This window comes from Methylotenera sp. 1P/1, from assembly GCF_000384355.1.
Lineage (GTDB): Bacteria > Pseudomonadota > Gammaproteobacteria > Burkholderiales > Methylophilaceae > Methylophilus.
Window position 1 is genome coordinate 553,916 of record NZ_ARWC01000001.1, and the last position, 18,975, is coordinate 572,890.

An 18,975-nucleotide genomic window follows, 5' to 3' on the forward strand; every position below is an offset into this window, starting at 1 on the left:
CCATGGACATCACCAAAGAAAAGGTTCTTTCAAACCAACTCAGGTTAGGCATGTTTATCGCTGACCTTGATAGACCGTGGTTAGGAACCCCCTTCTTGCTGCAAGGCTTTGTGCTTGAAGAAGATGAGCAACTGCAAACACTAAAACAGCTGTGTGAGTTTGTGTATGTAGATCGCACCAAATCTATCGGCGACCAATTTGGCAGTAAGGTCAAAGTGGATATTGCGATCAAGCGTGAATCCGTCCCAGTGATTATCAAACAAGCCGCTAGCACCAAACAGCTTAACACCCGCGTGAATACGGCGCCCAAGGTAATGGTTAAAACCACAAACAACCAAAAGAAGACGCTTCAGCAATCCAACTTTTTTGAGATTATGAGTGCCATCAAAAAAGGTGAAATCACGCAAACCAATGATGGCATCATCTTTAATGTCAGAGAGGTTAAACCATCAGCGTCAGCATCAGCACCGCTCAATGGCACGCACAGTGCTGAAAGTACACAGCCAGATACCGATAGCAATGGAAGCGCACTTGGCTTCTTGAGAAATCTATTTGGCAATAAAAAAGAAAAGCTCAAAACACCCAAGACTAATGGTGAAACAGACGATGATCCATTTGGGATTACCGAATCTGAAATGTATCGCATTCATATTTATCAAAATGAAGTGCCACGTGTAGAGCAGGAAATGGCGGTGATTTACCCCACCTATGAAAAGACACAAATTGCCACCAAAGAAATCTTCGAAGCCATTGCCAATAAACAACACCTAGATATCAGCACAGTTTCCGAGGTGTTAGATCATATGGTGGATAGCATCAGCCGCACACCGGATGCGCTGATGTGGCTTGCCAAACTCAAAGATGCGGACAATGTAGCTTATGCGCAGGCGCTCAATGTATCGATCAACATGATGGCTTTTTCTAGCTTTTTAGCATTACCAAAACTAGAGATTAAAGAAATGGGTTTGGCAGGCCTGCTGCAAGACTTGGGCAAGGTAAAAATTCCGCAACGCATTTTGTTAAAAAATGCAAAACTCAGTCCCACGGAATTTGAAATTGCTAAATTACATATTGAAGAAGGACTGCGTATTCTGGCAAAAACATCGGATATCCCAGATTCTGTAATTGAAGTGATTGCACAACACCATGAGCGCTATGATGGCAGCGGCTACCCAAACAACCTAGATGGCGAGCAAATTCAAATACGCGCGCAAATTGCTGGCTTAATTGATACCTATTGCGCGCTCACCACTGATCGCAGCTACGCCAAGAGCATCCACAACCTGAAAGCATTGGATGAAATTCATCAGATGCGAGATAAATTATTTTCAAGTGAACTGGTCGAACAACTCATTCAGTTTTTTGGCATCTACCCCGTCAGCTCTCTGGTCGAACTGAATAGCGGAGAAATTGGCGTAGTGATTCAGCAGAATCAGGTGCGGCGCTTACTCCCCAGAGTGATGGTAGTGCTCGCGCCAGATAGAACGCGCAATGAATTTCCAGTTACCCTTGATCTATTAAACTCTCCTAAAACGCCAGATGGCGAAGTGTACAAAATAGTACGTGCGGTGACGGCAGATAGCTTAGGGCTACATGCCGAAGACTTTTATATCTAATATCTAGTTTATGCGCCTACTCGATAGATTGGAAGATGGCGAACAAACGCCTTATTTACGTACGCTCGACATTGAATACACCGCAGAACATCTGGCGATCAAAGCAACACAATATCAACTGGAAATGCATCAGCTACAGGGTACGTATCAAGCCGATGTAGATGCTATAGAAGCGTTATATCTAGCGCTGGATAACGAAGATAAAAACGATGCGCTGGAGCAGTTGTTTGTAGACATTGCGACTTGGCCAAGCACTATGTCATGGGATGCATTCTGCGCACGCATCAACACGTGTATCGCGCATTGGGTACAAGCCATTCAAGCCAATACCAAACTGACCAGCATCACCAGCTTGTTGCGCTGCCTCGCTCTCGGGCATGCATCAGGCACCGGCAGTACCAGCACGGCACGCCTTCACCTTTACCTATTTGAAATATTGAGCGAAAGTTTACATACCTATGAGCAGCATCAGATTCATTTTCTGTTGGATCATGATGCCATTACCAATTTGCCGAATACGCACCTGCTGATTCAAGCCATTGCGGAAAGCGCAGAACCGTCATCAGCTCCGGTCGAGTTAAGCCTGATCTCAATCCGTTTTTTAATCGAACGCGGAACCAATACAATTTCTCCGACATTGCCCCCCGCGCTCAGCATCAAAATTGTAGAACTACTGACCACGTGTTTCCCAAGTGCCCACAGCTTGTTTCAGTCTGGCGCGTTGTTGTTTAACGTGTTGCTTGAAAAGTCTATACAGCCGCCACAAATGAATTTATTGATTGCTAAAATTCAACGTTGTTTTGAGCAAGTCATTCCTTTTGACCACCAAGCATTCATTGTCACCCCTGTGATTGGGGCTGCCATACAAACACAACCGAATGACTATGTACATATGGTTGAGCATGCCCGCATTGCGCTTAACCATGCACTTACTAGTCAACTGGATGCTGTGATTTATACGCAAGCAATCTCCGATGAAGCCGATCATCAAAAGAAACTGGAACTAGATATTACCGATGCGTTCAACAATGAAGATCTAGAGCTTTACTTGCAGCCTATTGTTGGGTTGCCGGATGGACATTGTGTAGGTGCCGAAGTCTTATTGCGCTGGCCGAGTGCAAAGAGTAAGGGTATTTACCCCAATGTCATGGTGGAGATCATCAATAAAGTTGGGCTGGGCAAGATGTTCACGCGCTGGCTTATTCACTCGGTATGCCGACTAGCGCACCAACTGATTAACCAAAACAAGCTCTCGGTCTACCTAACACTCAACTTGCGCGCAGAAGATCTATACGATAAAGACTTGCCCTTGCTGATTCTGCAAAGCAGTCAATTTTGGAAAATCAAACCGCAAGATTTGATTTTGGAAATCACAGAAAATGGCATTTTGGAAGAAAATGAAACCACACTGCATACTATTCAGCAAATGACGGACCATGGGTTTAGGTTAGCACTGGATGATTTCGGTACTGGCTATTCATCTATGGCGAGGCTACGCAATATGCCCATCTCATTGATTAAAATCGACCAGTCTTTTGTGCGTGATATTCATTTATCCGACAAAGACTTCAGAATGGTGCAATCCATGGCTTCTCTGGCAGAGAGCTTAGATAAAGAAGTGTTGGTGGAAGGTGTGGAAAACGAGGCCGCGCTGCAATTAATCAACCAAATTGGCATCACCAAAGCACAGGGCTACTATTTTTCAAAACCGATGCCCTTTGATGATTTTGTACAGTGGGCAAAAATAAATTCTGCGAGCTGATATAATTCAGCCATGCAAATCACTACACGCCTTGAATTTGATGCGGGCCACCGTATCCCAGACCATAAAAGCCAATGCCGCAACTTGCACGGCCACCGCTACGCCATCGAAATCACGTTATCCGGCGATATTATTCAGCAAGACCATGCTTCAGAAAACGGCATGGTCATGGACTTTTCTGATGTGAAGAAAATTGCACGTGAAACCGTAGTAGATGTTTGGGATCATGCGTTTATTGTCTATCAGGGCGACCAAGTTGTTTTAGATTTTCTGAACAGTCTGCCTAGCCATAAAACCGTAATCTTCCCCACTATTCCTACTGCGGAAAATATGGCGTCTGAAGCATTCAGGTTATTAAAAGCACAGTACAAAGATGTATACGGCAACCACCTCACACTTGAGCGCGTGCGCTTATACGAGACCCCTAATAGCTGGACAGACGCTGTCCGCTAGTCAAAACGCTGCACTTGTCCCATCACTTCATCCAATGCCTGCTCCCAAGAAGGCAATGCAACACCAAAGGTTTTGTTCAGCTTAGTCTGATCTAATCTTGAGTTACGTGGGCGTACTGCTGGCGTTGGGTATTCTGCAGTAGTGATAGCGCCCACCGTATCTGCTTTTACTCGCAATGGGGGCAAGGCAAATGCATCCGCCCGCACCTCATATGCCGCCAAAATGGCGCGCGTAAAACCAAACCATGTAGTACTGCCAGCATTGGTAAAGTGATAGACGCCTGATTGGGATTGATTATCTATCTGCCAAGCGTCCAGCAACTGATTGACTGCCGTGGCAATAGCATGGCTACTTGTAGGTGCGCCCCATTGATCGTCAACAATCTTTAATTGTTCGCGCTCTGCGCTTAATCTTAAAACGGTTTTCAGGAAGTTTTTACCGTGCGCACCGTATACCCAGCTTGTGCGTAAAATCAAATGTGGTAAACCAACAGCTTGTATCGCAACTTCGCCCATTAGCTTGCTACGGCCATATACGCTGAGCGGATTCACTGCATCGGTTTCTACATAAGGCGCTTCTTTATTACCATCAAACACATAGTCTGTAGAAAAGTGGATTAATCCGGCACCAATATTTGCGGCTTCTTCCGCCAAAATACCAGGGGCAACGGCATTAATCGCATGCGCTAACTCAGGTTCTTTTTCAGCTCTATCTACTGCAGTATAAGCTGCGGGATTAATAATAAGTGCTGGCCTCACTAGCTGCACGACACGACGAACGGCATCTGTATCAGCAAGGTCCAGTTGCTCGCGATCCAGTGCAACGATTTCGTGATGACCGCCTAGCGTGTGCTGCAAAGCATGGCCGACTTGACCTTTTACACCTGTCACTAAAATTTTCATGGGCTACCAGATGAATCGATTAAGGAAATTTTCTTGCATCACGCAAGCTTGAAGCAACGCTGTCTTTGGCCGACAACACTGGTTTAGCATCGCTTGGCCATTCGATACCAATATCAGCGTCATCCCAGCGAATGCTGCACTCAAATTGTGGCGCATAAAAATCAGTGGTTTTATACAAAAATTCGGCATGATCAGAGAGCACTAGAAACCCATGTGCAAATCCTGGCGGTATCCACATTTGGCGTTTGTTCTCTGCAGAAAGCAGTTCACCTACCCATTGACCAAATGTAGGCGAGGATTGCCGAATGTCCACAGCGACATCAAACACTTCGCCTTGCGTCACGCGCACTAGCTTGCCTTGCGCCTGTTCAATTTGATAGTGCAGGCCTCGCAGCACGTTCTTTGCAGAACGTGAGTGGTTATCCTGAACAAAATCATAGTGTTGGCCTACTGCTGCATCAAACTGGTTTGCATTAAAACTCTCAAAAAAGAACCCACGATCATCACCAAATACCTTGGGCTCAAACACCAACACTTCTGGAATACGCGTTTGAATCACATTCATTAAAACACTTTCTCTGTTAACACTTGTTTCAAATACTGACCGTAGCCATTTTTAGCGTACTTGCTGGCCAACTTCTCTAATGCTGCTGCGTCGATAAACCCTTTGCGGTAAGCAATCTCTTCCGGACAAGCAATTTTTAACCCTTGGCGCTTCTCGATGGTCTGAATAAAGGCGCCAGCTTCCAATAACGATTCATGCGTACCTGTATCCAACCAAGCCATGCCGCGCCCCATCACCTCTACATGCAAATCTGCCAACTCCAGATAATGACGATTGACGTCGGTAATTTCTAATTCGCCACGAGGAGATGGTTTAAGATTTTTTGCAATATCAACCACGCGATTGTCGTAAAAATACAAGCCTGTGACAGCATAACGGGATTTAGGTTGCGTCGGTTTTTCTTCCAAACTAATGGCTTGACCTGCTTGGTTAAATTCCACCACGCCGTAACGCTCAGGATCATTCACCGGATAGGCAAATACAGTGGCACCGCTTGTACGCTCAGCCGCTTTTTGCGCCATCAGCGCCAGCTCGTGCCCGTAGAAAATGTTATCGCCCAATACAAGGGCACATGGGTCATTGCCAATAAATGATTCGCCCAAAATAAAGGCTTGTGCCAATCCATCTGGCGATGGCTGTACTTTGTATTGAATGGACATGCCCCATTGACTACCATCGCCTAGCAATTCTGAAAAACGCGGTGTGTCTTGCGGTGTTGAGATGATCAATACTTCACGAATACCAGCCAACATTAGCGCAGATAATGGGTAGTAAATCATCGGCTTGTCATACACCGGCAACAACTGCTTAGAAACCACTTGAGTGACAGGATATAAACGTGTTCCGGAACCACCGGCCAATACAATGCCTTTCATTGCCATTATGCTAGCTCCTCACCACGTTCTTTGTAATTCTGGCTCACCCAGTTTTTATATTCACCACTAGTGATATTGTTGACCCATTGTGGGTGCGCTAAATACCACTTCACGGTTTTATGAATGCCAGTCTCAAACGTCTCTGCTGGCTTCCAGCCGAGTTCTCGTTCAATTTTGGTGGCATCAATTGAATAACGCTGATCATGTCCCGGACGATCCACGACAAATGTAATTTGGTCGCGGTAACTGCCTTGCGCTTTAGGTTGTTCCTGATCCAGAATATCGCATAAGGTATGCACTACATCTAAATTCGTTTTTTCGTTCCAGCCACCAATATTATAGGTCTCACCTACTGTCCCGTCTTCTAATACACGCCTAATCGCGCTACAGTGGTCTGTCACATACAGCCAATCACGGACATTGCTACCATTACCATAAATGGGCAGCGGTTTACCTTGCAGTGCATTGTGAATCACCAATGGGATTAGCTTCTCTGGAAAATGGTAAGGGCCATAATTGTTAGAGCAGTTAGTGGTTAACGTTGGCAAGCCGTAAGTGTGATGATAGGCGCGCACCAAATGATCTGAAGCGGCTTTAGAAGCAGAGTATGGGCTGTTAGGCTCATAAGCATTGGTCTCTTTAAATGCAGGGTCTGTTGCGCTCAATGAACCATACACTTCATCGGTAGACACATGTAGAAAACGGAACTGCGTTTTATCGGTTACACCGAGTGCACCCCAGTATGCCCGCACCTCTTCTAATAGATGAAAGGTACCGACCACATTGGTCTCAATAAACTCACCAGGCCCGTGTATCGAGCGGTCTACATGACTCTCAGCAGCAAAATTGACCACTGCACGTGGTTGATGAGCCGCAAGCAACTTTTGCACAGCCTCTCTATCACCGATATCTGCATGCACAAATACATGGTCTGGATTGTGCTGAATTTCTGCCAAATTTTCTAAATTACCAGCATAGGTCAATTTATCCAAATTAATGACTTTACCTAGACCATGCTTCACCCATTCATTGACAAAGTTACTACCGATAAAACCTGCACCACCTGTCACTACGATACAATTTTTCATATTATTTCCATTATTCTAAAATCAATCCGGTGAATTCATCTCGGGCTAACACCACTTACCAAAGCTGCGCACCTGTTTTTTTCAAACCTTCTAAATAAGCCGCATGTGCCTCTAGCTCTTCACTTTCTGGCGGAAGCACTTTAATGCTGACAGCTTGGTGCTGATGCATCACCTGTTGTGACTGCGTCTCTTTGGCTTGCTGCAAATCCATCAACAAACTGTCTTGACCACGCGTCATTGCCATATAGACTTCAGCCAGCAACTCCGCATCTAGCAACGCGCCATGCAAGGTACGTTTGGAATTATCAATGCCAAAATGCCTACATAATGCATCCAAATTGTTACGCTGGCCCGGACGCGCGTCTTTGGCCATCTTCAATGTGTCAGTAATTCTATCGCAAAACTTCTGGATTGGCTGTAGCCCAATCCGGCCAAGCTCTGCATTTAAAAAGCCAACATCAAACGGTGCGTTGTGGATAATCAGCTCGGCATCTTTGATAAATCTTGTAAATTCATCGGCTATCGCATCAAAATGTGGCTTATCTTGTAAAAATTCCAAAGTAATGCCGTGCACTTCCTGTGCAGCCACATCAATCTCGCGATCAGGGTTCAAATACACATGGAAATGATTCTGAGTAGGCCGTCTGTTAATCATCTCCACCGCTGCAATTTCTATAATGCGGTGCCCTTGATCTGGATATAAGCCTGTGGTTTCAGTATCTAAAAAAATCTGTCTCATCTAGTCAGTCCTAGTTGCTTTAATTTGCCAACACTTCTTCGACACCAAGGTTTGCCAAGGCATCAGCACGTTCATTACCAACATTACCGGCATGGCCTTTGACCCAAATCCACTCAATTTGGTGGGATTGCACAAGCGCATCTAATTGCTTCCACAAGTCTTCGTTCTTCACCGGTTTTTTGTCTGCGGTGCGCCATTGGCGTTGCTTCCAGCCAATAATCCACTCGGTTATCCCTTTTTGCACATAAGATGAATCGGTGTAAATTTTAATCTGACACGGGCGTTTAATCGCCTCTAGTGCGCGAATGACGGCAGTTAATTCCATGCGGTTATTCGTGGTTTGCGCCTCACCACCAAAGAGCGTTTTTTCTTGTGCGCCAAATAACAACAGTGCACCCCAACCACCTACACCAGGATTCCCTTTACATGCACCATCTGCGTATATTTCTACTAAATTGATTGTCATCTTACTATTGTGTTTTTTTGTTTATTTTTTGTGAAGGTTTTGTTTTTTGCTGTGTCGCCACAAGGGCAGATTTCACTAACGATTTTTTCCAGTTTGGCTTGAGTAAGGTCATGTTAACGACACGTTTTTTGGCCACAATGTAGTAAATACCGCCTAAAGGCGCATTGCACTTTGTAGCAAAGGTTTCAATACAGCGTTGTCGATGAATCCATTTCGTATCATTGATTGGCAAAATAAATGCTTGTGTACCGCCATGTACAAACTCTAATCCTAGTAACGCTAGCCAATCTTTAATACGCTTTAAAGACAGCGTATTGCCGCACCAAGGATAATGCTGCTTTTTAGAAAACAAGCGCCGCACACCCCAAGCACTCATCGGATTATAGCCTGTTAATATCAAATGCCCCTCGGGGACAAGTACGCGCTCTACTTCTCGCAGCGTTTGATGAGGGTTCTGACTAAACTCTAATACATGCGGTAGGCATAACAAATCTATAGATGCAGAAGCAAACGGCAAAAATTCGCTCTCACACAACACATCACCGGCGCCAGCATCTGCACGTAAGCGCTTGGCAATACGGGATTGCTGTAACAAATCCATTTCGAGCAAGCCAATCTGCAAGGCATTAAAGCCAAAAATATCAGCGACGTGCTGATCATAAATGGCTTTTTCACTTGCAAGCAAATAATTGCCAAGCGGACTTTTTAACCAATCATCTTGTGTATTCGGGTACATTTATCAGTTGACAAATACTGGCAGAATCACAACCATGAGATACTCTGTTGGCTGTCGTTTGTTTAAGCATTGATACATGATCACTATATTCCCAATTCCTGCATTTGAAGACAATTATATATGGGTTTTACAACTCGGTCGCAACGTTGTGGTCGTTGATCCCGGAGATGCGACACCTGTATTGCAAGTTTTAAAAGAAAAGCAATTAGTGTTAAGTGCTATTTTAATTACACATCACCATCTAGACCATATTGGCGGTGTAGAAACTTTACTCGAACAATACCAAGTGCCTGTGTATGCGCCCAGTTATCGCGAGTATCCTTTCCCACACACTGCAATAAAAGAAGGCGACCACGTTACGCTGCCTGCAATTGAGCAATCCTTCAAAATAATGTGGCTGCCAGGACACACGTTAGACCACATCGTTTATGTGAATGATCAGTTTCTATTCTGTGGCGATGTGTTATTTGGTGCGGGTTGCGGTCGATTGTTTGAAGGCAGCCCAGAACAAATGCTTCATTCATTACAGCGCATTAAGCAATTGCCTAGCACCACACAAATTTTTTGTACTCATGAATACACGCTGACAAACATTCAATTTGCACGTGGTTTGGAGCCCAACAACCTCAGATTGGCGCAACGTGAAGCGCACATAGTATCGTTACGTAAGCAAAATATACCAAGTTTACCCAGCACACTTGAAGAAGAAATTGCAACCAATCCTTTTTTAAGGTGTCTTGAAACAGAAATCCAACAACATATCAAGATGCAAAACGCATCTGAAATTGAAATTTTTACTGCAATAAGACAGCTTAGAAACCATTATTAATCAATAAGATAAATAAGTTAATCTAAGTAATACTTTTACTTGACTCATGCAATAATCGCCGCTAGTATTCAGTCATGTTTCAAACTTTTTATACTCTTCAAGTGTTATGACCCAATTTTTGCCATCACGTCACCCACAGCAACATTCCAAACGCGTACCCATTTGTTTGATGGGTTTGTGGTTAACGTTAGCTTTACCGCTGTCTGGCTTTGCTGCAACGTCACTACAAAGCAACGTTGCCGGCGATGAAATGCTTATTTTGGAAGACCATATTGACAGCACTTTAACGGCCGATCCAATTGAAGAGTTTATTCAAGAGCATGACGACACCAGCATCTATGTAGGTCAAGATGACTTGTGGGAGCGTATTCGCAATGGCTTTAACATCCCTGATATCGATTCTGAATATACCGCAAAGCATGAAAACTGGTATGCCTCTAGGCCTGACTATGTAAAACGTATGCTGGAAAGAAGCCAGAAATACCTGTTTCATATTGTAGAAGAAGTTGAAAAACGTGGCATGCCTACGGAAATTGCCCTGCTACCCATGATAGAAAGTGCCTATAACCCACAGGCTTATTCACGCAGCCATGCATCAGGCATCTGGCAGTTTGTGCCAGCCACCGGCAAAGATTACGGCTTAAAACAAAACTACTGGGCAGATAAGCGTCGCGATGTAACCGCTGCCACCAACGCTGCCCTCACCTATTTACAAAGATTGCACGGCATGTTCGGCTCTTGGGATCTAGCGCTTGCTGCCTACAACGCTGGTGAAGGCACAGTCTCCCGCGCTATCGAACGCAACCGCAAACAAGGCTTACCTACCGATTACCAGCATTTACGTTTGCCTGAAGAAACAAAAAACTATGTACCGAAACTGCAGGCCATTAAAAACATTGTATTCAAACCTGATGAGTTCGGCCTGAGTCTAGTAGATATTCCTAACAAACCTTACTTTACGCGCGTGCTTGCACCTAAACAAATTGATGCCAAGCTGGCAGCCGAGCTTGCTGAAATATCACCAGAAGAGCTTAGCGCTCTAAATCCGAGCTATAACCGCCCGGTCATTGTTTCTAACAATGAGGTACATCAATTGCTATTGCCAACTTGGGCGGCAGATCGCTTTAAAGAAAATTTGGCCAATTACGATAAACCACTGACTAGTTGGAAAACCTATTCAGCCAAGCGTGGCGAACGGATTGATTACATTGCAAGAAAATTCAATATTGGCGTGAGCGAGTTAAGAGAAGTCAATGATTTGACCGGCAAAAAGAAAATAATGACTTCACGTCCTATCTTGGTGCCCAACGGATTTAGTGCAGATGCCAATATTGTGCAGGCTAGTTTTGATGAAAATATTTCTGTGAAAGAAGACAATGCCAGCACAGAAAATGAATCTCGCGCTACAAGAACCATCCGTTATAAAGTAAAACGTGGTGATACGGTTTCTAGCCTAGCCGATAAATTTAATGTTGAAAAAAGCCATCTGCTAAGTACTAATCGCATCAGTGCAGGGCAATTAAAAGCCGGGCAAATCATCAAAGTGGTGACTCGCCAAGCCAGCACACAACGCGCAAGCAGCCGTTATGTAGCAGGTAGTCATAAGAAAAAATACTCGACTACATCTTCTAGGTATATCAGCCATAAAGCAAAGAAATCGTCGAAAACATCTCATCGCAGAACTCGAGTCTCTTCCAAAATCCACTAATTGATTGGGGTCACTGTGTTTCATCTATCAACCACTCACCCCCTCTCAACTTGTGTGTATTTTCACAAACATATATTCACAGCCTTATTGCTTAGCTTATGCCTGAGTGCTTGTCATCAATCTTCCCCGACCACAGAAACCAAAGACTATTCAGCTCATTACCCTAGCGTAACAGGCGGCACCATGATTGGCGCGATGACTGCCGAACCGAGTGGACTGATTTACATGGTTGCTGGAGAGTCAGCCTCGGCCGCGATTGCCTCTAACATTTTTAACGCATTACTGAAATACAATGCCACACTAGATTTAGAAGGCGATTTGGCAGAAAGTTGGACGATTTCCGATGATCAAAAAACCATTACATTTAAATTAAAGCCCAATCTAACTTGGGCCGATGGACATCCACTCACCAGTGCTGATGTGCTATTTACCTGGAAATTAGTCATCGATGAAAAGACACGCAGCCCTTATGCTTCCGATTACCAGTTGGTCAAAAAAGCAGAAACGCCAGACGCATTCACATTTAAAGTCAGCTACGATCAAGCGTATGCCCCAGCCTTGGATAGCTGGTCAGGCTTGCAGATTTTGCCAGCGCATTTATTAAAGGGCCAGGACATCCATACCACAGCATTTGCGCGCAAACCCGTGGGGAGCAACTACTATCAGTTAGATGTCTGGAAAAACGGTGAAAATATTCAATTGTCGCGCAACACCAAAAGTGTGTTGGGCCCAGCACAAATTGACAAGCTCATTACACGCATTATTCCAGATAACTCGGCACAATTTCTTGAGCTCATGGCAGATAACATCGACACCATGGGCTTAGACCCAATCAAATACTCACGTATCATTCCTTCTCGCCCTGAGCTACAAAATAACTTGAACCTATACAAAGAGTTAGGTAATAGTTACACCTACATGGGGTTTAACCTCAAGCATAAACCGTTTGACGATATCCGTGTCAGAAAAGCCATCAATTATGCGATTGATAAGCAGGAAATTATTGATGGCGTCTATTTAGGGCTAGGCATTAACATTGCCTCTCCCTATAAGCCAGGTACGCGCTGGAGCAATGCTGCACTTAGCCCCTACCCTTACGACGCACAAAAAGCCAAAGCGCTACTCAGGGAAGCTGGCTTTATCGACACCAATGGTGATGGTATTTTGGAGCGTGACGGTAAACCTTTTGCATTCGAGATCATCACCAACCAAAATAAAGAGCGTGAAAAATCAGCCGTGCTGATTCAACGCAGGCTCAAAGATATTGGTATAGACGTTAAGATTCGTGCCATTGAATGGGCAAGTTTTATTAGTCGCTTTATTAAAACCGGTGATTTTGACGTTGTGGTGTTGGGCTGGGGCTTAGGTTTGGATCCGGATCAATATAGCATCTGGCACTCCAGCCAACAGGCACCAGGCCAGTTTAACTTTATTGGTTACAATAACCCAACCATCGACAAACTCTTAGAGCAAGGCAGAACCGAATTAGATCCGGATAAGCGCATGAATATCTATCACGAGTTTGCCAAGGTATTACTGGAAGACTGCCCGATTGTGTATTTATCAGCTGGATATGGGCTGACAGCAATGCATAAGCGCATTCAAGGCATTGTAGATCCGATTCCCCCTGCTGGAGTGGGTTATGATTCACACAAGTGGTATATCCCTGAACCATTACGTAGAAATGAAATTAGCGCACAATAACTATGCTGACCTACCTGATTAAACGCGTGTTATGGATGATCCCCATGCTAATCGGCATCAGCCTGATTTCATTCTTTATCATGCATTTGGCACCTGGGGATATCACCAATAACGAGGCAGCATTTAACCCCAAAGCATCGGAGGAATCCCGCCAAAAACTGCGTGAACTCTACAATTTGGATAAACCGGTGATTGTCCAATATGGCTTATGGTTAAAGCGCATGATACAGCTCGACTTTGGCAATTCCTTCGCAGGACATCAAAAACCTGTGTTTTGGCAAACTACAGATAAAGATGGCAACGTGACAAAGGGCATGATTCAAGAGGCGCTCCCCATCACGCTCATGATTAACATTCTCGGGCTCATCATTACTCTGCTACTCGCTATTCCGCTTGGCGTCATTGCCGCCAAACATTACCAAGGCTGGAAAGATCGATCGATCACCCTGTTTAATTTTATTGGCTTTTCCATTCCGGGCTTTTGGTTATCTTTATTGTTGATGTATTGGTTAGGCGTCATGAACAATTGGTTACCCATCTCCGGCTTACATAGTCTGAATTACGATACATTCGACACATGGGGGAAAATAAAAGACAGCATTAGCCATCTCATCATGCCAGTCATCATTCCATCTGTTACAGGGCTAGCAGGCATTACCCTTTTTGTCAAAAATGGCATGCTAGATGTACTTAGCCAAGACTTTATTACCACCGCACGTGCCAAAGGCCTGAATGAACATCAGGTTGTATACACACATGCGCTTAGAAACGCGCTTTTGCCCCTCATTACCATTGTTGGCCTGTCTATCCCTGGTTTAATTGGCGGCTCAGTCATCGCTGAAACTATTTTTGCTATCCCAGGCATGGGAAAGCTGTTTTACGACGCCGTACTCATGCGCGATTTTCCCGTAGTCATGGGTGTACTAACCATTGGTTCGGCGCTGACGCTACTTGGTAATTTGATTGCAGATGTTTCGTATGCATGGGCAGACCCGCGCATACGACGTGGTGTGGTGAAAGGCTAATATGCGTATAGACGTCATCAAAAAAGCGCTTTCCAACCCATTAGCATTGGCCGGATTTATCATCATCCTCACCATATTTTTACTGGCTATGCTCGCTCCAGTTATTTCACCTTACGACCCGGACGAGATCAATGTGAAAGCCATTCTGCTAGGGCCTTCATGGATTCACTGGATGGGCACCGACGGCCTTGGTCGTGACGTACTGAGCCGGATGTTACATGGCGGCCGTATTTCATTGCTGGTGGGGCTAGTAGCAGTAGGCATCTCTACGGCAATTGGCATACTTCTCGGCGCGCTTGCAGGCTATTACCGAGGCTGGGTAGATACACTTATCATGCGTCTAGTCGATATCATGTTGTCTATCCCGAGCTTCTTCTTAATCTTGGCGGTCATCGCCTTCCTCACCCCCTCTATTATCAATATCATGATTGTGATTGGCTTGACTTCATGGATGGGTGTCACCCGTTTGGTGCGCGCAGAATTTTTGAGTTTGGCCGAGCGCGAATTTGTACAGGCCTCACGTACGCTGGGTGCAAAAGACATGCGATTAATCTTCACACATCTATTACCAAATAGTCTGACGCCAATCATCGTGAGCGCAGTGTTGGGTGTTGCTAGTGCCGTGCTGATGGAGTCTGGCCTAAGCTTTCTCGGCTTGGGCGTACAAGCACCACAGTCTTCTTGGGGCAATATCTTGACGGATGGCAAAGAGTATATTCAATTCGCATGGTGGCTATCACTCTACCCTGGCATGGCGATTTTAATTACAGTGTTAGGGTATAATCTGCTTGGTGAAGGGTTGCGCGATGCGCTTGACCCAAGAAGTGGTTCAAATCGATAACCCTATTATCTTTTCTGATAGGCCAGATCGTGACAACCAATATCACTGGACAATCAATAATTAGGATAGATTATGGGCTTTCTCGCAGGTAAAAAAATTCTTATTGCTGGGTTACTCAGCAACCGTTCCATTGCGTATGGTATTGCTTCTGCCATGAAGCGTGAAGGCGCTGAACTAGCATTTACCTATCAAATGGAAAAACATCAACAGCGCGTGGCAGATCTAGCTGCCGACTTTGGTTCAACCATTGTGCTACCTTGCGATGTAGCAGATGATGCGCAAATTGATGCCCTATTTCCAGCACTTGCCAAACACTGGGATGGTTTGGACAGCCTAGTACATTCTTTGGCTTTTGTACCAAAGGTTGCTTTGGATGGTGACTACTTAGATGCAGTCAATCGGGAATACTTCAGAATCGCGCATGACATTAGCTCTTACAGCTTCTCTGCTCTGGCAAAAGCAGCTTACCCGATGATGCAAGGCCGTGGTGGTAGCTTACTCACACTAAGCTACTTGGGTGCAGAGCGTACAATGCCAAACTACAACGTCATGGGCGTAGCTAAAGCTAGCCTAGAGGCCAATGTGCGCTATCTAGCCCAAAGCTTGGGACCTAGAGGTATTCGTGTCAATGCAGTGTCTGCTGGCCCAATTAAAACATTGGCAGCTTCTGGCATTGCAGACTTTGATAAAATGATTGGCTTTAACGAGCGCCACGCAGCGCTGCGTCGCAACGTAACGATTGAGGAAGTTGGTAATGCAGCGGCATTCTTATGTAGTGACTTAGCTTCTGGCATCACAGGCGAGATTACTTACGTTGATGGCGGTATGAACATCACCGCAGCAGGGCAAATTGACTGAGCCATCGTGATGTAATGGACTCTGTCATAATAAAAAAGCTGATGGCAACATCAGCTTTTTTTACATCAAAATAATAATACGTTGATTAATATGTGTTAATTACTCAGTCTTGCTAAACAGCACGCTCGTATTGACCTTAATGTTTTCTTTCGCTCTCAGAGATGCAGCATAAGCACTGACATACTCTGCTGCTACAGCCGCCTCGTATTCGGAAGCTGCAGTCTGCTTAGAGTCTGCATCATCCCCTAGCTGATTGCTGACGCCAATGATTTTCACAATCACATAGGTTTTGTTCTCATCCAAAAAGCCAGCATATGCAGGTAGCTTATCAGTATTGATTCTAAACACTTGATTCATCACACCATTGGATAGCCCTTGCGCATTCTTACGATCAACAATGACTGACGAAATCCAATCCAATGGTTCTTTTGTATCACCAGACTTCAGTTTAGCGAGTATTGATGCGCCCTTATCCGAGGCAAGCTTCACTGCTTGCTCAAGCTTCAACACCGCTTCAATACCACTTTTTACCTCATCAAAGCTGCGTGGCGCTTCTGGTTTATACTCAACAACACGTACTGAAACTAGATTGTTTGGAGACACTTCTACCGCTTCAGAGTTACGTTTTTCTTTTAATACTTCATCAGAAAAAGCCAGATTCATTAATTTGTCGCTCTTGAAGTACTTAGCACCATCAGCGCGGCTCATCAGCTGAGTAGTTTGCAACTGTAAGTTATATTTCTTAGCAACTGGGGCCAGACTCGCAGACTGCTCGTACACCATATTGCTGAAGTCTTCAGACAACTCAGCGTATTTAGCCTGTGCTTTTTGAAAAATAAGTTCCGCTTTTATCTGTGGTTTCATCTGGTCAAACGAGGACGACTGACCGGTAACCCCATTTAACTTGATAATATGGTAACCAAACTCAGACTCAACCAAATCACTAACTTCATTGACCTTCATGGCAAAGACTGCGTCTTCAAATGGTTTCACCATCGCACCGCGCCCAAAACTACCCAAATCACCACCCTTGGTTGCAGTGCCAGTGTCTTGAGAGTTTGTGATGGCAAGCTCTTCGAAACGTTTAGGGTTTTTCTTCACTTGTGCTAATACATCAAGTGCTTTTGTTTTTGCTGCTGCTTTATCTTGCCCAAAATTAATCAGAATATGGCTCGCTTGACGTTGCTCATCTCCTTGAAATTTAGCGGCATTCGCATCATAAAACTCTTTGACTTCCTGATCGCTGACACTTACCTGATTCATTAAGCCAGCAGCTGACAATAAGGCAAACTCAAGCTTTACCTGCTCTGGCACTTTGAACTTATCCTTGTGTTGCTCGTAATACTGCTTTACTTGCTCAGGAGTTACCGTCACTTGCTTGATATAGTCCACAGCTTTTACATCGACCGTGCTCACCTCTCTCTGCTGAAAAGCAAACTGCAGTGCTTTCTCTGCAATCGCTTTTGGTGCAAATGCCAGTTTTGCTATCCCATCGCGCGCTTGTTGCGTCACCATATCACTGCGAATACCACTTTCAAACTTGGCCGCAGTTAACTTATTTTGTTGTAATGTTTTTTGGTACAGATCTTCTGAGAACTTACCATTTTCCTGAAACTCAGGCATGCTCAAAATGTGCTGGTTCAGTTGCTCATCGCTAATTTTAAAATGTTCGCGCTGTACTTCCTTATTGACTAGGCGGCGTGTAATTAAGCCATCCAGTACCGATTGCTTTAACGCAGGACTATCTAGCAGAGCTGCATCGACCTTCTGCCCCTCTGATTGCAAGCGGTTACGCACATTCTCAATAGAGTTGCTAAACTCCTGTACGGAAATCTTCTCGCCCGCTACTGTAGCAACCGCTACATTCCCGCCAGCCTGATTCAGATACGAGTCAATACCAAATAGGGCAAATGGTACTGTAATGATGGCTAGGATTGCTTTTGCCAACCATCCTTGGGTATGCTTTCTGATTGCGTCTAACATAAAAACAACATCTTTCAGTGACTTTAAAAGGTAGATAAATACTGCAATAAATTGGACATTAATTTTTGCCTAACAACCTAGCAATATATCACAAGCCTAGTGTGATTTCAGCTGATTGATGACTGAATACCCCAACAATTAAACAATGATTGTTAAATATGTGATGGATAGGAGCAAATAAAAAAAGCGAACCGTAAACGATTCGCTTTTTTAAGTGTTGGCGGAGTGGACGGGACTCGAACCCGCGACCCCCGGCGTGACAGGCCGGTATTCTAACCAACTGAACTACCACTCCAGTTGTGCTTTATATCGATACCCCTAAAAATAAAGAGTGCTAAACAACTAGCACTCTCAATATATTTTTAGGCGATATGTCTGTTAGTTTTTGGTGGGTGCTAACGGGGTCGAACCGCTGACATTCGCCTTGTAAGGGCGACGCTCTACCAACTGAGCTAAGCACCCTGCATAACTTTACAAACTAAACTCTATAAAACTTTGCAGTACTGTCTGATTAATTGCTTAATCAGTAAAAACGCTAGTTTACAGCATCTTTAAGCGCTTTACCAGCTCTAAATTTAGGAGAGTTTGCTGCGCTGATATTAATAGTTGCACCAGTACGGGGATTGCGACCAGAACGTGCTGCACGTTTCCCAACATAAAAAGAGCCAAAACCAATTAAAGTGACAGTATCACTCTTTTTTAGTGCTTTAGTAATTGCTTCTGTTGTTGCATCGAGTGAACGGCCGGCGGCAGCTTTAGAAATTCCTGCTGCTTTAGCAATTTGATCAATCAATTCTGATTTATTCACGTGTATCCCCTCAAAGG

18 protein-coding genes and 2 tRNA genes are annotated in these 18,975 nt (G+C 44.6%); 9 read left to right on the plus strand and 11 right to left on the minus strand.

All coding sequences use genetic code 11. From position 1 onward, the window contains the following. The first annotated feature begins 2 nt into the window (after positions 1–2). From A3Q3_RS0102545 to queD, 3 genes are read left to right on the plus strand one after another with little or no spacing between them, the layout of a single operon-like run. On the plus strand, positions 3–1,616 hold the full coding sequence (locus tag A3Q3_RS0102545) for an HD-GYP domain-containing protein (RefSeq protein WP_033424928.1): 1,614 nt from the start codon (positions 3–5) through the stop codon (positions 1,614–1,616). 10 nt (positions 1,617–1,626) lie between these two features. Continuing rightward, positions 1,627–3,378 carry an EAL domain-containing protein gene (locus A3Q3_RS14015; RefSeq protein WP_020182003.1) on the plus strand — a complete coding sequence of 584 codons (1,752 nt, stop codon included), beginning with the start codon at positions 1,627–1,629 and terminating at the stop codon, positions 3,376–3,378. Positions 3,379–3,390: 12 nt separating this feature from the next. Further along, complete coding sequence (gene queD / locus A3Q3_RS0102555; RefSeq protein ID WP_020182004.1) at positions 3,391–3,831, plus strand: 6-carboxytetrahydropterin synthase QueD; 441 nt, start codon at positions 3,391–3,393, stop codon at positions 3,829–3,831. Here queD and rfbD read toward each other — a convergent pair. The 7 genes from rfbD to A3Q3_RS0102590 are packed head-to-tail and all read right to left on the minus strand — an operon-like array spanning position 3,828 to position 9,202. Then, on the minus strand, positions 3,828–4,733 hold the full coding sequence (gene rfbD, locus A3Q3_RS0102560; protein WP_020182005.1) for a dTDP-4-dehydrorhamnose reductase: 906 nt from the start codon (positions 4,731–4,733) through the stop codon (positions 3,828–3,830). The two genes, queD and rfbD, sit on opposite strands and share 4 nt — an antisense overlap. 19 nt (positions 4,734–4,752) lie before the next feature. Further along, the gene (gene rfbC / locus A3Q3_RS0102565; protein WP_020182006.1) at positions 4,753–5,298 is read right to left on the minus strand and encodes a dTDP-4-dehydrorhamnose 3,5-epimerase; all 546 of its coding nucleotides are present in this window, start codon (positions 5,296–5,298) and stop codon (positions 4,753–4,755) included. Next, positions 5,298–6,173 (minus strand): glucose-1-phosphate thymidylyltransferase RfbA, encoded by an 876-nt coding sequence (gene rfbA / locus A3Q3_RS0102570; RefSeq protein ID WP_026361710.1) that lies wholly within the window; start codon positions 6,171–6,173, stop codon positions 5,298–5,300. The genes rfbC and rfbA overlap by 1 nt, the downstream gene beginning before the upstream one ends. 5 nt (positions 6,174–6,178) lie before the next feature. After that, positions 6,179–7,261: a dTDP-glucose 4,6-dehydratase gene (rfbB, locus tag A3Q3_RS0102575; RefSeq protein ID WP_020182008.1), complete on the minus strand. Its 1,083-nt coding sequence runs from the start codon at positions 7,259–7,261 to the stop codon at positions 6,179–6,181. 55 nt (positions 7,262–7,316) lie between these two features. Then, positions 7,317–8,000 carry a DNA polymerase III subunit epsilon gene (dnaQ, locus tag A3Q3_RS0102580; RefSeq protein WP_020182009.1) on the minus strand — a complete coding sequence of 228 codons (684 nt, stop codon included), beginning with the start codon at positions 7,998–8,000 and terminating at the stop codon, positions 7,317–7,319. Between the two features lie 19 nt (positions 8,001–8,019). Beyond that, positions 8,020–8,466, minus strand: a complete 447-nt coding sequence (rnhA, locus tag A3Q3_RS0102585) for a ribonuclease HI (RefSeq protein ID WP_020182010.1) — start codon at positions 8,464–8,466, stop codon at positions 8,020–8,022. A gap of 4 nt (positions 8,467–8,470) precedes the next feature. Then, positions 8,471–9,202 (minus strand): class I SAM-dependent methyltransferase, encoded by a 732-nt coding sequence (locus A3Q3_RS0102590; protein WP_020182011.1) that lies wholly within the window; start codon positions 9,200–9,202, stop codon positions 8,471–8,473. A 76-nt stretch (positions 9,203–9,278) separates the two neighbouring features. Between A3Q3_RS0102590 and gloB the strand changes: the two genes are divergently transcribed. The 6 genes from gloB (at position 9,279) to A3Q3_RS0102620 (ending at position 16,167) form a co-directional block, all read left to right on the plus strand. Next, positions 9,279–10,031, plus strand: a complete 753-nt coding sequence (gene gloB, locus A3Q3_RS0102595) for a hydroxyacylglutathione hydrolase (RefSeq protein WP_020182012.1) — start codon at positions 9,279–9,281, stop codon at positions 10,029–10,031. A gap of 106 nt (positions 10,032–10,137) precedes the next feature. Continuing rightward, positions 10,138–11,739, plus strand: coding sequence for a transglycosylase SLT domain-containing protein (locus tag A3Q3_RS13530; RefSeq protein WP_020182013.1), 1,602 nt, complete (start codon positions 10,138–10,140; stop codon positions 11,737–11,739). A 183-nt stretch (positions 11,740–11,922) separates the two neighbouring features. Then, on the plus strand, positions 11,923–13,443 hold the full coding sequence (locus A3Q3_RS0102605) for a peptide-binding protein (RefSeq protein WP_020182014.1): 1,521 nt from the start codon (positions 11,923–11,925) through the stop codon (positions 13,441–13,443). Positions 13,444–13,445: 2 nt separating this feature from the next. Further along, complete coding sequence (locus A3Q3_RS0102610; RefSeq protein ID WP_020182015.1) at positions 13,446–14,468, plus strand: ABC transporter permease; 1,023 nt, start codon at positions 13,446–13,448, stop codon at positions 14,466–14,468. Position 14,469: 1 nt separating this feature from the next. Further along, complete coding sequence (locus tag A3Q3_RS0102615; protein WP_020182016.1) at positions 14,470–15,309, plus strand: ABC transporter permease; 840 nt, start codon at positions 14,470–14,472, stop codon at positions 15,307–15,309. 72 nt (positions 15,310–15,381) lie between these two features. After that, a complete protein-coding gene (locus A3Q3_RS0102620) occupies positions 15,382–16,167 on the plus strand; it encodes an enoyl-ACP reductase (protein ID WP_020182017.1) in 786 nt (261 codons plus the stop codon). 99 nt (positions 16,168–16,266) lie between these two features. Here the strand turns inward: A3Q3_RS0102620 and A3Q3_RS0102625 are convergent, their stop codons facing one another. The 4 genes from A3Q3_RS0102625 to A3Q3_RS0102640 form a co-directional block, all read right to left on the minus strand. Beyond that, on the minus strand, positions 16,267–18,150 hold the full coding sequence (locus tag A3Q3_RS0102625; protein WP_020182018.1) for a SurA N-terminal domain-containing protein: 1,884 nt from the start codon (positions 18,148–18,150) through the stop codon (positions 16,267–16,269). 218 nt (positions 18,151–18,368) lie between these two features. Continuing rightward, positions 18,369–18,445: transfer RNA gene (locus A3Q3_RS0102630), tRNA-Asp, on the minus strand. A gap of 91 nt (positions 18,446–18,536) precedes the next feature. Next, positions 18,537–18,612, minus strand: a tRNA-Val gene (locus A3Q3_RS0102635). 73 nt (positions 18,613–18,685) lie between these two features. Next, a complete protein-coding gene (locus tag A3Q3_RS0102640) occupies positions 18,686–18,964 on the minus strand; it encodes an HU family DNA-binding protein (RefSeq protein WP_255349038.1) in 279 nt (92 codons plus the stop codon). Positions 18,965–18,975 lie beyond the last annotated feature (11 nt).

Excerpts from the sequence above, each read along its gene's own strand:
- rfbA (WP_026361710.1), bottom strand. The coding sequence starts at position 6,173 with ATGAAAGGCATTGTATTGGCCGGTGGTTCCGGAACACGTTTATATCCT.
- A3Q3_RS0102625 (WP_020182018.1), bottom strand. The coding sequence starts at position 18,150 with ATGTTAGACGCAATCAGAAAGCATACCCAAGGATGGTTGGCAAAAGCA.
- A3Q3_RS0102620 (WP_020182017.1), top strand. The coding sequence starts at position 15,382 with ATGGGCTTTCTCGCAGGTAAAAAAATTCTTATTGCTGGGTTACTCAGC.
- A3Q3_RS13530 (WP_020182013.1), top strand. The coding sequence starts at position 10,138 with ATGACCCAATTTTTGCCATCACGTCACCCACAGCAACATTCCAAACGC.
- rfbB (WP_020182008.1), bottom strand. The coding sequence starts at position 7,261 with ATGAAAAATTGTATCGTAGTGACAGGTGGTGCAGGTTTTATCGGTAGT.
- rfbC (WP_020182006.1), bottom strand. The coding sequence starts at position 5,298 with ATGAATGTGATTCAAACGCGTATTCCAGAAGTGTTGGTGTTTGAGCCC.
- A3Q3_RS14015 (WP_020182003.1), top strand. The coding sequence starts at position 1,627 with ATGCGCCTACTCGATAGATTGGAAGATGGCGAACAAACGCCTTATTTA.
- A3Q3_RS0102605 (WP_020182014.1), top strand. The coding sequence starts at position 11,923 with ATGATTGGCGCGATGACTGCCGAACCGAGTGGACTGATTTACATGGTT.
- gloB (WP_020182012.1), top strand. The coding sequence starts at position 9,279 with ATGATCACTATATTCCCAATTCCTGCATTTGAAGACAATTATATATGG.
- queD (WP_020182004.1), top strand. The coding sequence starts at position 3,391 with ATGCAAATCACTACACGCCTTGAATTTGATGCGGGCCACCGTATCCCA.
- A3Q3_RS0102545 (WP_033424928.1), top strand. The coding sequence starts at position 3 with ATGGACATCACCAAAGAAAAGGTTCTTTCAAACCAACTCAGGTTAGGC.
- rnhA (WP_020182010.1), bottom strand. The coding sequence starts at position 8,466 with ATGACAATCAATTTAGTAGAAATATACGCAGATGGTGCATGTAAAGGG.
- dnaQ (WP_020182009.1), bottom strand. The coding sequence starts at position 8,000 with ATGAGACAGATTTTTTTAGATACTGAAACCACAGGCTTATATCCAGAT.
- A3Q3_RS0102590 (WP_020182011.1), bottom strand. The coding sequence starts at position 9,202 with ATGTACCCGAATACACAAGATGATTGGTTAAAAAGTCCGCTTGGCAAT.
- A3Q3_RS0102610 (WP_020182015.1), top strand. The coding sequence starts at position 13,446 with ATGCTGACCTACCTGATTAAACGCGTGTTATGGATGATCCCCATGCTA.
- rfbD (WP_020182005.1), bottom strand. The coding sequence starts at position 4,733 with ATGAAAATTTTAGTGACAGGTGTAAAAGGTCAAGTCGGCCATGCTTTG.
- A3Q3_RS0102615 (WP_020182016.1), top strand. The coding sequence starts at position 14,470 with ATGCGTATAGACGTCATCAAAAAAGCGCTTTCCAACCCATTAGCATTG.